Here is a 12,419-nt window from a genome sequence, read left to right as displayed (position 1 = left end):
ATGATGACGTAAAAAAGGATAGCGTGTTCGTGACATTCGGCTATCAGTTTACTTAAGTGTTCGGTACTGCGAAGAGAATGGAAACCGATTAAATACACTTGAGCAAACGGGGTATTACTGTACTTATTTCTAACTTATTGTCTAATTTATTTTTTGACTTATTTGTTTGCGGACAATAACCATTTCATAAAGCTGATGGCTTCTGTACGTTTTGAAAAAGTCTGTCTGTTTTTACCTTGACGATCGGTAAAAGCAATTGAGGTTTTATTTACTGAGATTGAATCTACAGGGAAGTTCACTGTAATTTCATGTCCATTAATTTTGTATGACATATGCCACACTCCTTTTTGTTAATTCACCCATAGGTGAGATAGTTGTAACTATAAAATATCCTTAGCAATTTGCGAAAGATTCGTTCTATTGAGTATCGAGGTTACCCCATCTTTGATTCATTAATCAAGAGATGCTTAATCGATAAATAATACATGCTGTCGATTATGCCAATGGACTAACTTGATTCTGCCAGTTGACCATAGCTTAATGACAATACTATGACAGTGTGGAGAACAGTAAGTTCACAGACATAACCACATGATTTTAGTGGTATCGAATGCTTGAGCTTATGGGGTTTTGCTTGTAGTAGGCTTTCTTTATGAGGACCGAACTCTGATTGCTAATAGTCAGGCTGGTTTAAAAAGGTAAACAACAAGGTGTTTCTCAAAACGACGTGCAGTATATCAATAAAAATAGCTTATGCAAGTTTAATTTTTATTCAATGTGATTATTTGTTGATTGATGTTGAGTTAACGTGAATTGTTTCTGGCTATTCATTTGATTTAAAGAGTGAAGCTTAGCATGGAACATGTCCTTATCTTGTATTTAGCTGCAATGCTAGGTGTCCATATTGCGGCTTTTTAGGCGAATAGGATGTGGCTACTGTTAGCCAATTGAATTAAAAATTCTAGCAAACTGAATAAAAAACTCATGCAAATAGAATAAAAAATCCCACAGAAATAGGTTATTTCAATGGGATTAATGGCCGTCATTTAGTAACTGAAAATTTAGTAACTGAAGATTCAGTAATTGAAAATTTAGCAGCGGACTCATTTTAAAACGGAGTAAATAAGTCATGTTAAAGCACTGGCTACAGGCTTAATAAATCAGTTCACCTATGGGGTTAAGCAACTTGCTTAGGCCTTTGGTAAAATGCAGCGGCGCATCTAACACTGTGTAGCATAAGCAACCGTCAACGGTTTTAGGTGAGTGGTGATGTTGGCTATCGAGCACAATAAAATCACCTGGCACATAGTCACCGTTAATATCCGAAAACGCTCCCGCTAACAATAGGGTTAACTCATAGCCCTTATGGGTATGTTGGGGGATTTCACCTTGCGCATCTATGTGTAACAAGCTCGCGCGGGTGTTCATTTCATCGACATCAAAACGCATACGACTGACTTTGCCTAAGATTTGCCAAGGACGGGCCAAATGCTGGCGAAACACCGACGGCACTGTGTAATGCTGTTGTTTTACTTGAACATCCAGAGGAGCATTATTAGGCACATCCGTTGCCGCAGGCTGGGCCATGATTTGCGCCAGCATAGCGTCAATATCCATCACTGGTACATTAGTCGCTTGAGTGTTTCCAGTATCAATATGCGCAGTGTGAATCGACTCTTGGTCTATATGATGCTTTGCAGCATGAGCATGAGCGCCATCTGGATTTAATGCCGAATTGGCAGCTTGCTCGGTTAACAGGGCTAGTTGCTCACGACACGTCTCACACAATGCGCAATGTGCTGATACCGCGATGGCCATCGATAAAGGTAAGACCCCATTCGCATGGCTCACGAGTAAATCTTGTTGGGGATGATGCTTAATCATTGTGTGTCTCCAAGAAACTTTTCAACTTTTCTAGCCCGAGTCTTAATCGTGACTTTATGGTGCCTATTGGCACCTTGAGGGCATCGGCTAGCTCTTGTTGAGTGAGTTCTTGCATGTAGATACCTTGCACGACTTGTCTTTGTGCTAGGGGAAGGGCATCAAGATGTTGGAGGAGTTTCGCCGTCAATTTATGATCAGTGAGTGTGTCTTGAGCCATGGTCGCATCGCACAGCGGCCAAATATCATCGCCAAAGGTATCTTCTTTATTGTGTTGTACTCGTCTCAGCATATCGAAACACTGATTACGCATTATGGTAAATACCCAAGTCGTCACTGAGCCTTTCTCTGCATTGTACAGATGGGCCTTAGTCCACACGCTGGTCATGGTTTCTTGAACTAAATCCATGGCTAAGCCTTGTTGATTCAGTCTTTGTAAACCAAAGGCGCGGATCTTGGGCATAAAATGCTGGAATAAATGCCCAAAGGCGGCCCTGTCTCGTTTGTCTGCTACTTGTAGCATAAACGTGATCAAAGTATCCGCTTGAGGCTCGCAGGTTTTGAGAGCGGGAATGTCGTTATCCATAGCCGAATGAGTCAGAGACGTGATAGGGCCATGATACCGATTTTGCCTGCTTTGTGATTGAATATTTTCCATTATTTTCGCTCTTATCCCAGTCGTTAGTGCTAAGTTTGAGATCAGTAACGACAAAATTGAGAGGCTTGTTTCACTTCTGAGCCCAGTTTTACTGTCAAACTGTCAATCAATACGGAGTGGCTTAAATAAAGGATCATTCACAGGATTATTTTATTACGGCCCGCAATAGATCTCGGGTCATAATATGATCTAAGGTATTAATGCAGTTGTACTTTTCAGAGGCTTGCACGGGCAATATTTCTAGCCAGCGTTGGCAGACCCAAGCAATGTCTTCAAACTGTTCCGCTTGGTAGTGCTTGAGATGTTGCGGATATTCCTTGAGGATGTTTTGTAACATTTGGCTCAAGTAACGCTCATCGGTCGCAATACGTGTCGCAGGCCAATTGTCGATAAAGCTAACATCGCCGCGCTTCAAGCCATCGTCTTCGACACTGATTTCATTAACTTTAAAGCGCTTTGAACCTTGAACGCTGATCCCTAATAGTCCATCGGGTAGGGTTTCAAAATCAATAATATGCACTAAGGTGCCTATGGGCTGAATGGTTTTGCCATCCTCTTCGAGCATACATAAGCCAAAGCCTTCGCCTGACTTTAACGATTCGGCGACTAAACGCTTATATCTAGGTTCAAATACCCGCAGTTGTGTGTAACCTTCGGGCAATAAACAAATGGGTAGTGGAAAAAGAGGTAATTTCATCGTGGCCTCTGGTGAACTTATGTTCCTATCATTACGTACCATAGTGGCAGTTCGATCAGTAAAATTATCAACAATAGTTTACCCATATTTAGAGGATGGCATGAAATTAAATCCATTTGAGAAAAAGCTCGTTCAGCATCCAATACGTTTTTGGCTACAAAATCATGTCGAAGCGCCTTTGCTTACGTCTATGATGCCTAAACCTATGGCTCGCTGCGAGCGCGCATTAGAAATCGGTTGTGGGTTTGGTAATGGTATTCAGTTGATCCGCGAGCATTTTGGCGCAGGACATATCACGGCCGTGGATATCGACCCTGAAATGGTCGCAGCGGCGCAATCTCGCTGGCAAGCTCGGCCACAAGGTTTGAAAGGGCTGAGTTTCTCGGTTGCCGACGCTTCTTGTCTTCCCTTTGCCGATGGCGAGTTCGATATGGTGTTTGATTTTGCTGTATTCCACCATATTCCAGATTGGCAGGCGGCCATCAAGGACGTTGCCCGAGTACTGAAACCAAACGGTTACTTTGTGGTAGAGGACTTATATCGCGCTGCGATTTGTAATCCACTGAGTCGACGCCTATTTGAGCATCCACAGCAAAATCGCTTTAATCACCGCGAGTGGTTAGTTGTGTTGCGTCAAGCGGGGTTTGAGATAGTCTGCGACAGAAATGCCTTGGATCTTGCGGGCATGGTGCTTGCCCAGAAAGTGCTGCGTTAGGCGACAGTGTCGCTGACGCGAATTGAATGTTCGTTTTTGAATGGATTGAATATTCGTGCTTTTGCTAATATTCACACTTATGCCAAAGCCAAATGTTTTGGCTATTTCGCCGCTTGAGCACAGACATGAGCCAGCAGCGCCATTGATATTCGAGGTGGAGTAAACCAAGTTAGCGGCGTGATTTTGCGAGAGTGGTTGTAATTTTTAGATAAAATAGCACCTCGGCATGGTTCTTCATGGGAGTTTACCGCTATAATTTGAGCTAATCCGTCGCATGTGAGGAAAGGATTTTCCTCAAGAGTAGAGAAGCAGCATTATGGCAAACGTACTTGCAACCGTAGATCAGCGTACCAAACTCGTGGGTGAGAACCGCCTCGAGTTGTTGCTCTTTAGCATTAATTCCACGCAGTTATTTGCCATCAACGTCTTTAAAGTCAAAGAAGTGGTTAAGCTTCCTCCACTTAATGCCATGCCTGGGAGTCATCCTCATATTTATGGTGTTGCTAATATTCGCGGTATTTCTATCCCTGTGATTGATTTACGTTCGGCGATTGGGTTTAAACCTGTGCCGCCAGATGATGATGCCAATATGATCATTACTGAGTATAACCGCAGCGTGCAGGGCTTCTTAGTCGGCAAGGTTGAGCACATTATCAACATGACATGGAGCGATATCATGCCGCCGCCGAAAACGGCGGGGCGCAATAATTATCTGACGGCAATTACCCGCATCGAACATCAAGGCAAATCGCAATTAGTGTCGATTATCGACGTAGAGAAAGTACTGGCGGAGATCATTCACTACGATATTAGTCTTTCTGAAGGTGTGCTCGATGAAACCTTAGTCCATGAAATGCCAGGAAGGAAAATTCTGATCGTGGACGATTCATCGACCGCAAGGCGTCAGGTGCGTGAGACTTTAAGCCAACTAGGCATAGAAATCATTGAAGCTTCTGATGGCTTGCAGGCATTGAATTTATTACAAAAATGGCGCGATGAAGGCAAGCAAGTGTCCAAAGAATTGTTGATGATGATTACTGATGCCGAAATGCCCGAGATGGACGGTTACAAACTGACGTCTGAAGTCCGCGGTGATAAAGCTATGTCAGATCTATATATTACCTTGAATACTTCGCTGAGTGGCAGTTTTAACCATGCCATGGTTGAAAAGGTAGGCTGTGATAAGTTTATTTCTAAGTTCCAGCCGGATTTGCTGGTGGAAGTGGTACAAGAAAGATTAAGACAAGTGATTAATCACTAAGCATCTTGAGATTCGAACTATCGGTGATTGACCTTGTGTTGGTCATCGGTAGGCTCAGCGCTTTTAATAACCGCTTTTAAATGTGGCCTGTTTATATCAGACTTTTAATATCAGCCCTTCAATTGCAACCTTTCCATCGCTTCTGTGCAAATCCTACCAAATTACCTTTTCATTTAACGCTCGATTACGAGGCGAATTCGGCTTCTACATCTTGTAATACTTGGCGTTTCATTTCTTTGGCGGCGGCAATATGGATGCGGGCGAGTCGTAGGGCGTAGTTGAATCTTGCTCGGCCGACGAGGCGTACCAGTTCGGCAAAAAACTGAGGATCTAAGGTGAATTGCGTCGAGTAGTACTGGATTGCAGCATTAACTGAGTTAAAGGTCACGCCATCAAATTCGAAACCTGCGTTATATCCTTGGTCGTCAATTTCTTCGCCTTCTAATACCAGTGGCCAGCCGGGTGCATTGATACGGTCGCGGGCAATCTGATACATCATCCAAGCACTTTTCTTAAAGCCTTCAAACACTTTGCAGGAAAATTCAGACTCGGCTAGTTCTTCTTCGGTCCAATTAATCCCAATCGCGAGGTGTTTTGCATAAATGCGCATCAGTGCATCTTTGACGGCCATACGACAATCCCATATTGAGCTCAAAGGATGTTGTTTGGCTAATCGTAAGCATTCGCTGCAGGCGGGCACAGCTAATGAAGGATGTGGCGTATGTGTGTGGGCAATATATTCGAAGTGTTGATTGCTCGGTTCGCCGCAAAACCAACAGGTATGGCGTTGGTCGAAGGGAATATCGATAAGCGGGATAGCAGACATCAAGGAATGAGCACCTCAGTCCTTGATGTCATTAATGGCATATTGAAGGGATTAAACTTCTTCAACATCAACCAAATCTTTTGCTAAAACAATAGGATCAAGTTCAAGGCAATCTTCATCAGTCTGCCAATCCACACCGATCAACACACCATCGTCGTTGAGATCCGACACCCAATATTCCAGAAATTCTTCTAATGAAATAGCAACGGGTTGGTAGTCGTGCCATTCGTCGCTGCAATGGGATTTTGCAGTGGCTTCACTTGACCACAATGGCATCACATCTGTGTCTTCAAATTCTGAAGAGTCACAAACGACCCAGCCTTCGCCAGTTTCATCCATTAGACCCCAAAGCGTCTGATGTTGTTTTACATTTTTGATAAAGCCAGCCAAAGCCGCATTGATTTCAGTCATGATAGGTCTCTTTGATGTGTGCTGTTAACTTATCCATTATACGGTAACATGCTGCGATACCAAGGGATTCTTTGTTAAGATTTTTCTTGTGTTGGATAACTGAGCAATAAGCCGGTGCCACAAGGTATTTATGGCGATAAGGATTGTGTTACGTGTCGCTATGGGTCAGGATTATTGGCAATGATAAGCCTTGATGCAGTGTGCTTTACTGTTCAAGTGTGACTCAGATAGAGGCTTTCCGTGGGGGAGAAACATGTCTTCTATACCCTTGGCCGTTAAAGGTTTTTTTGTAGTAGAACCTTTAACTCGTTATGCCAAGGTGAATATCTCTCTAGGGCAATGCCTTCTCGAAGAAGGAAGATTGTCGTGTTTAGCCACAGCAGTGTGATTACTGTGTCATTGTTGTGAAATCAAATATTGGAGTTATTGATTTGATTAAAATTAAAGGGTTAACTTATCTGTTTGCGAGTATTGCCGCCTGTGTCAGTCTGAGTGCCTGTTCTAGCGTGCCAGCGGCGAGTGCTAGTACTAAGGCAAGCACTAACGCGAGCAGTAGCAACGCAAGTGGCATAGTCGCTGAAGCCAACCCAATGCCCGATATCAGTGCTAGCGTACAAGCGAATGCCGAGGCATTTCCGAGTTGTGTGACAGGGCTACAAGCGCGGGCGCGCACCGAAGGGCTGTCAGAGGCGACGATTAACTCGACCATTGCAAATTTGAAATTTGTGCCTCGGGTGATTGAGCTCGATCAGCAACAACCTGAATTCAGCCAGACATTCGATAATTATTTCAGTAAGCGCGCCACCGAATGGCGCGTCAATGAAGGCCGTCGTTTACTGAAAAAACACAGCGTTTTACTCAATCAACTAGCCAAAGAATATGGCGTGCCACCGCAATATATTTTGTCTTTTTGGGGGCTTGAAACTAACTACGGTTCCTATAAAGGCAAGATGTCGGTATTGAATTCGCTCGCGACTTTGGCCTGTGAGCCACGCCGTAGCAATTATTTCACTATAGAATTGATGCAAGCCTTAAAGCTGAAAGAAAAGTATCAGTTTGATGATGACACTATGGTGGGATCATGGGCTGGCGCCATGGGACACACGCAATTTATGCCGTCGGCCTATGCCAAATATGCCGTCGACGGTGACGGCGATGGTAAAGCCGATTTATGGAATAGCACCACAGACGCGCTGACTTCTGCCGCGAACTTTTTACAGCACTTAGGTTGGCAGCGAAATGAACGTTGGGGCCGTGAAGTCTTATTGCCAAAGGATTTTAGTTACAGCCATTTAGGTGCAAAGCAGCCCTTGGCCTTATCTGAGTGGGCGGCCCTTAATGTCACGCAAGCGAATGGTCAACCTTTGCCCGCCGTGGATATTCAAGCCGCGTTGTATTTGCCAGCAGGGCATACGGGGCCTGCCTTTTTAGGTTATGAAAACTTTAACGTGATTATGCGTTGGAATCGTTCTGAGTATTATGCCATCACAGTTGGGCATCTTGCCGATCGCATTAATGGGGGGTTACCTTTGACAGTGAGCCCGCCAGAACAGCCACGCTTAAGTCGCGAGCAAGTTAAGCAACTGCAAGCAAAACTGAATGAGGCCGGATTTGATGTTGGCAAGCCAGATGGTGTGTTAGGGCGTAACTCTGTGGCAGGATTGCAAGCCTTTCAACGGAGCAAACAGATGATTGCCGATGGCTTCCCAAGCCCAGAGGTGTTTAGCGCTTTAGGGTTATCACTGTAGCCACTGTCACTGTAGCCACTGCCACTGTAGCCACTATAGCCAAAGGGCGTTCGTTGCGGGTTTTGAGCGCTTTTAGGCCGGATAAAAAAGTGGAGTGAAAAGCTCAGTTTTGTTAAGCTCGGCCCACAATTGAAATCGAAGAAAATCAAAGGATATTCGATGAGCATTAAAGACGATATGGTTGTGCAGTTTAACTACACACTGCGTGACGAGAAAGGCGAAGTGATTGAGACGAACGAAGGTCGCGATCCTATTGCCTATTTACACGGTCATGACAACATGATGCCAGGTGTAGAAAACGCGATCAATGGTAAAGCCATCGGTGAAAAATTCACTGTGACTTTACCAGCTGCCGAAACATACGGTGAGCGTGTAGTGGATGCTGATGCGCACCAACGTGTGTCGGTTAAGCACTTATTGGGCGCGACTGCGTGGAAACCGGGTATGACTGCTGTGGTCAATACTGACCAAGGTCAACGCCAAGTGACTATCGTTAAAGTGGGTAAGTTTATGGCTACTGTGGATGTCAACCATCCATTAGCGGGCCGCGAACTGACATTTGATATCGAAGTCGTTGGTGCCCGTGACGCGAGTGATGAAGAAATCGCCCACGGCCATGCCCATGGCGCTGGTGGTCATCACCACTAATCTTTGCGCTTCGGACTCGTCTTCGAACTTGGCTTTTATCTGACTCAATGTGAGATGAATAAAAGTTCAGAATAAGTTGAATGAGTCGAGGCAGAAGATTGAATAGCAAAAGCCCAAACCTAGGTTTGGGCTTTTTTGTTTTTATGGTGCTAATGGCTTAATGGTTAGCGCAACCGCTAATGGCACTTAACATTAATCGCTCTTTATCTCATTAATGGCTGTGTTCATGCTCGAGTGGTTTGTCGGCAAACATCATATCTAGACTTGCTTGGGTTTGTGGATGGTAACCACTGCGAGCCTTAAGATAGACACTCTTGGCCCAGTCGTACTGATCTGTGCTTGCAAGCTTTTGATATAACGGCACGATTAAGCGCATGCGACCAATATGGGTCAAGTGCTGTTTTAATGCGGGTAGTACCGTGTAATAGCCGTTGTCTAGGGCGAGTGAATACCATGCAAAAGCGATTTCACTGTTGCCTGTGCCCGTAAAATGGAACGCATTATCTAGCTCGGCAAGCTTGACTTGGTCTAGATTGACTCTTGGCATTTCATTGATAAACCTTAACCACTGGTGCACTGTCCAAGTACTGGTTTTCAACTCGCTTGCGCTAAGTTTTCCGTCGAGCCAAGTTTGTCTTTGGGCATCGATATCATCGAAGGCGTGGGAATTGGGCGGCACTAAAAATGACGGCAAACCTTGACCTTCAATCCAAGTATCCACTTCGGCCTCATTGACAACATTGGGATATTTGTTTAATAGATTCAAAGATAAATACTCACGGAACTGCGCCGTGGTAATGCTTTGAAATGCAAAATGATTGAAGTAGCTTTTCACAAAAGCATCGAAGCGTTCGCGGCCAAATTTCTGCTCTAAAAAGATTAAAAACAACTGGCCTTTCACATAAGGGACACCGCTGAAGGCCTCGTCGGGTGAGCGCTTTCCAAGATCCACATGCAACACTGAATCGCCAGGCGTGAGTTCTGCAAGCTCGGCAAGCAGCTCTGAATAGCCGATGGTTTGCTCCATCAGCGCTCGGTCGCGGCCGTAGAGATCTTCCATGATGCGGTTCTCAACATAGGTCGTAAAACCTTCATTAAGCCAGAGATCGCGCCAAGTGGCGTTGGTCACCAAGTTACCCGACCACGAGTGAGCAAGTTCGTGGGCAATCAGACTCACTAAACTTTTGTCACCCGCGATCACTGTTGGCGTAATAAACGAAAGCCGTGGATTTTCCATCCCGCCGAAGGGGAAGCTTGGCGGCAAAATAAGCAAGTCATAACGTCCCCAACGGTAATCGCCGTAACGTTTAGCGGCGATTTTGATCATCTCCGGCGTGTCGGCAAATTCCTTGTTGGCTTTGTCGAGGATTTCTGGCTCAGCCCAAATGCCCGAGATGTTATCTAAAGGGGCGAACTTTAAATGCCCGGCTGCAATGGCGATTAAATAAGCTGGGATCGCCTGCGGCATAGTGAATTGGGTCTGCGTGCTCGACAGGGTTTTACGATCGGCACTCATGACCACAGTAATGGCTTTATCGGCAGTAATCGTTGCGCTATAGGTTTGGCGCACGGCTGGGGTATCTTGCAGTGGGATCCAGCTGCGAGCATGAATCGCCTGACTCTGACTGAACATAAAAGGTAACTGTTTACCTTGGGTTTGCTCAGGAGTTAACCATTGAATACCGGATGGATTATTCGACGTGTGGTACTTTATTTTAACTTTTTGGGTATCTTCATCGGCCAGTTTGATGGTCAGTGCCGCGCCTTTTACAGCGTCCGCTTTGGCTAAGGTAAAGGGCACGCTTTGCCATTTCCCATTTCTATTCAAAGCACTCACACTGTTAATCGTCAGATCTCGGGTATCTAAGATGAGTTCCTTCCCCAGTTTATGCCAAGCTAAATCGAGGGTGGCTTCACCGGATAAGCGGTTTTGCTTAAAATCGACGGCAAGTGCTAGCTCCACATGACTCACGCTGACTTCAATGTAATTGGCATAGGTCAGTGCATCTAGGTTCTGCTGCGTCTGTGCTTGTACAACAGTGGCAGTCGGCTCAGCGGCTAACGTATTTGGAGCGCTATTGGCATCAGTGCTAGGAAGGAGTTGCAGCGCAAAAAGTAGGGCACTGCTCAGGACGTTACGGCGAAGTGAAAGCATTATTTAACAGCCTAATGATAAAGTATTTTGGTTCGAGTTTGGGCCGATAACAGCATCAATGCTGCTTGGTTTTCTATCGGCTCTATCTATATAGGGCAAAAGTTTACCTGATAATCCACTGGATTTGTTATCTCACTGTTAGCTCAAATGTAATCAAACTTTAATGGCTCGTATGCCGGCAAGGAAATGCCATCGGTAAAAGACCACAAGTTTGCTATGATGTCGGCGTTTTCACATAGGGCGGTTATCAAAATGGTGTTAGATTTTTCGCAGGGTAAGTTAATCGTCACTGAGTTCGAAGTGCAAGTGCGGCTCAATGTTGCCAGTGTCGTGCTGCAAGCGAGTGCTGAGGATATCGGTTTGAGACGTCAGCCACCTATGTTAATCGCCGATGGTGGCGGTGTGCGTTGGAGCTTAGTGTTGGACTCAAATGCCCAGTTACGTGCGATTCAAGATGTGCTGGGAATGGACGCGGAATAAAGTACGCCTGCATAGTGCATAGTGGTTAACTTATAGATTTATCATCAGTTTTTAGTTGATGAGTGTTTAATATCGAATTGGGAATTTTTAGAATGTCAGTTTTTCTTGAGCGTATTGTCGTTGAACCTAAGACGCCTGCTACCGCCGTGGTCATTTGGTTACATGGATTAGGGGATTCGGGTGCCGGATTTGCCCCCGTAGTGCCTGCATTAGGTTTGCCTGCCGATCATGCTATCCGGTTTATTTTCCCCCATGCACCGGAGCAAGCCGTGACCATCAATGGCGGCTATGTGATGCGCGCTTGGTACGATATTAAAAGCATGGATTTGCACGACAGAGCTGATATGCAAGGCGTGCTTGAGTCGGAGAAAAGGGTTGCTGCATTAATTAATGAACAAATCGCGGCGGGTATTGCGAGCGAGCGTATCGTATTAGCAGGATTCAGCCAGGGCGGAGTTATGAGTTTATTTTCTGGACTGCGTTTCCCCGAGCAACTTGCAGGGATAATGGCGCTGTCTTGTTATTTACCGACGGGCGATGTGTTACCCGCTGAATTAAGCGCAGCGAATCGCAATACACCCATATTACAGCAACACGGTCTACAGGATGATGTAGTGCCATTATCCGCTGGAACATTAGCCAAAGAAGCCTTAATTGCGGGCGGTTATAATGTGGTGTGGCAGACTTATCCTATGCCACATTCAGTGATCCCTGCGCAGTTAAAAGAGATTTCTAAGTGGTTATTACAGCGATTTGAAATGTAGACAAGTCTAATTGCTGATAAAAACAGCATGCGGTAAGCTTAAATTTGCCCATGCTTGTTTTTTTATGGGAACAATCAATGTTTTCTGTAACACTTTCTAAGTCATTTATACTGAAGGATTTAAATTAAGTTATTTCACTTTTATATTTAATTCTCTAAATATATAGAAATCAGTC

The 12,419-nt window shown here is 45.0% G+C and carries 13 protein-coding genes; 6 read left to right on the top strand and 7 right to left on the bottom strand.

Annotated elements, in window-relative coordinates:
- Positions 1-158: 158 nt before the first annotated feature.
- From BM607_RS07670 to BM607_RS07655, 4 genes are all read right to left on the bottom strand, one after another.
- Positions 159-332, bottom strand: coding sequence for a hypothetical protein (locus BM607_RS07670; RefSeq protein WP_006082106.1), 174 nt, complete (start codon positions 330-332; stop codon positions 159-161).
- An 820-nt stretch (positions 333-1,152) separates the two neighbouring features.
- Positions 1,153-1,884 carry a ChrR family anti-sigma-E factor gene (locus BM607_RS07665; RefSeq protein WP_006086175.1) on the bottom strand — a complete coding sequence of 244 codons (732 nt, stop codon included), beginning with the start codon at positions 1,882-1,884 and terminating at the stop codon, positions 1,153-1,155.
- Positions 1,877-2,539, bottom strand: a complete 663-nt coding sequence (locus BM607_RS07660) for a sigma-70 family RNA polymerase sigma factor (RefSeq protein WP_006086176.1) — start codon at positions 2,537-2,539, stop codon at positions 1,877-1,879. The genes BM607_RS07665 and BM607_RS07660 overlap by 8 nt, the downstream gene beginning before the upstream one ends.
- Positions 2,540-2,684: 145 nt before the next feature.
- Positions 2,685-3,236 (bottom strand): LON peptidase substrate-binding domain-containing protein, encoded by a 552-nt coding sequence (locus BM607_RS07655; protein WP_071939314.1) that lies wholly within the window; start codon positions 3,234-3,236, stop codon positions 2,685-2,687.
- Between the two features lie 100 nt (positions 3,237-3,336).
- Here BM607_RS07655 and BM607_RS07650 point away from each other — a divergent pair, with 100 nt between their 5' ends.
- Together BM607_RS07650 and BM607_RS07645 are read left to right on the top strand one after the other, a co-directional pair.
- Positions 3,337-3,951 (top strand): class I SAM-dependent methyltransferase, encoded by a 615-nt coding sequence (locus BM607_RS07650; protein WP_006082101.1) that lies wholly within the window; start codon positions 3,337-3,339, stop codon positions 3,949-3,951.
- 316 nt (positions 3,952-4,267) lie between these two features.
- Positions 4,268-5,212, top strand: coding sequence for a chemotaxis protein CheV (locus BM607_RS07645; protein ID WP_006082100.1), 945 nt, complete (start codon positions 4,268-4,270; stop codon positions 5,210-5,212).
- 184 nt (positions 5,213-5,396) lie between these two features.
- Here the strand turns inward: BM607_RS07645 and BM607_RS07640 are convergent, their stop codons facing one another.
- Entirely contained in the window at positions 5,397-6,038 is a 642-nt protein-coding gene (locus tag BM607_RS07640) for a hypothetical protein (RefSeq protein WP_012587417.1), read from the bottom strand.
- Positions 6,039-6,089: 51 nt separating this feature from the next.
- Complete coding sequence (locus tag BM607_RS07635) at positions 6,090-6,449, bottom strand: DUF2750 domain-containing protein (RefSeq protein WP_006082098.1); 360 nt, start codon at positions 6,447-6,449, stop codon at positions 6,090-6,092.
- Positions 6,450-6,880: 431 nt separating this feature from the next.
- On the opposite strand from BM607_RS07635, the gene BM607_RS07630 reads away from it, so the two are divergent.
- Together BM607_RS07630 and BM607_RS07625 are read left to right on the top strand one after the other, a co-directional pair.
- Complete coding sequence (locus BM607_RS07630) at positions 6,881-8,197, top strand: lytic murein transglycosylase (RefSeq protein ID WP_071939315.1); 1,317 nt, start codon at positions 6,881-6,883, stop codon at positions 8,195-8,197.
- Positions 8,198-8,356: 159 nt separating this feature from the next.
- Entirely contained in the window at positions 8,357-8,845 is a 489-nt protein-coding gene (locus BM607_RS07625; protein ID WP_071939316.1) for a peptidylprolyl isomerase, read from the top strand.
- A gap of 211 nt (positions 8,846-9,056) precedes the next feature.
- Here the strand turns inward: BM607_RS07625 and BM607_RS07620 are convergent, their stop codons facing one another.
- Complete coding sequence (locus tag BM607_RS07620) at positions 9,057-11,000, bottom strand: M1 family metallopeptidase (protein ID WP_071939317.1); 1,944 nt, start codon at positions 10,998-11,000, stop codon at positions 9,057-9,059.
- Between the two features lie 252 nt (positions 11,001-11,252).
- Between BM607_RS07620 and BM607_RS07615 the strand changes: the two genes are divergently transcribed.
- Together BM607_RS07615 and BM607_RS07610 are read left to right on the top strand one after the other, a co-directional pair.
- A complete protein-coding gene (locus BM607_RS07615) occupies positions 11,253-11,480 on the top strand; it encodes a DUF3389 family protein (RefSeq protein ID WP_071939504.1) in 228 nt (75 codons plus the stop codon).
- A gap of 92 nt (positions 11,481-11,572) precedes the next feature.
- Positions 11,573-12,244, top strand: a complete 672-nt coding sequence (locus tag BM607_RS07610; RefSeq protein ID WP_071939318.1) for a carboxylesterase — start codon at positions 11,573-11,575, stop codon at positions 12,242-12,244.
- Positions 12,245-12,419: the final 175 nt, after the last annotated feature.

The sequence above is a fragment of the Shewanella sp. SACH genome (assembly GCF_001887095.2).
Lineage (GTDB): Bacteria > Pseudomonadota > Gammaproteobacteria > Enterobacterales > Shewanellaceae > Shewanella > Shewanella baltica.
The sequence above is the reverse complement of the archived record's forward strand: the minus strand, read 5'-3'. Positions and strand labels throughout refer to the sequence as shown.

Coding starts and splice junctions, on each gene's coding strand:
- BM607_RS07665 (WP_006086175.1), bottom strand. CDS start 1,884: ATGATTAAGCATCATCCCCAACAAGATTTACTCGTGAGCCATGCGAAT.
- BM607_RS07660 (WP_006086176.1), bottom strand. CDS start 2,539: ATGGAAAATATTCAATCACAAAGCAGGCAAAATCGGTATCATGGCCCT.
- BM607_RS07650 (WP_006082101.1), top strand. CDS start 3,337: ATGAAATTAAATCCATTTGAGAAAAAGCTCGTTCAGCATCCAATACGT.
- BM607_RS07615 (WP_071939504.1), top strand. CDS start 11,253: ATGGTGTTAGATTTTTCGCAGGGTAAGTTAATCGTCACTGAGTTCGAA.
- BM607_RS07610 (WP_071939318.1), top strand. CDS start 11,573: ATGTCAGTTTTTCTTGAGCGTATTGTCGTTGAACCTAAGACGCCTGCT.
- BM607_RS07655 (WP_071939314.1), bottom strand. CDS start 3,236: ATGAAATTACCTCTTTTTCCACTACCCATTTGTTTATTGCCCGAAGGT.
- BM607_RS07620 (WP_071939317.1), bottom strand. CDS start 11,000: ATGCTTTCACTTCGCCGTAACGTCCTGAGCAGTGCCCTACTTTTTGCG.
- BM607_RS07635 (WP_006082098.1), bottom strand. CDS start 6,449: ATGACTGAAATCAATGCGGCTTTGGCTGGCTTTATCAAAAATGTAAAA.
- BM607_RS07645 (WP_006082100.1), top strand. CDS start 4,268: ATGGCAAACGTACTTGCAACCGTAGATCAGCGTACCAAACTCGTGGGT.
- BM607_RS07670 (WP_006082106.1), bottom strand. CDS start 332: ATGTCATACAAAATTAATGGACATGAAATTACAGTGAACTTCCCTGTA.
- BM607_RS07625 (WP_071939316.1), top strand. CDS start 8,357: ATGAGCATTAAAGACGATATGGTTGTGCAGTTTAACTACACACTGCGT.
- BM607_RS07640 (WP_012587417.1), bottom strand. CDS start 6,038: ATGTCTGCTATCCCGCTTATCGATATTCCCTTCGACCAACGCCATACC.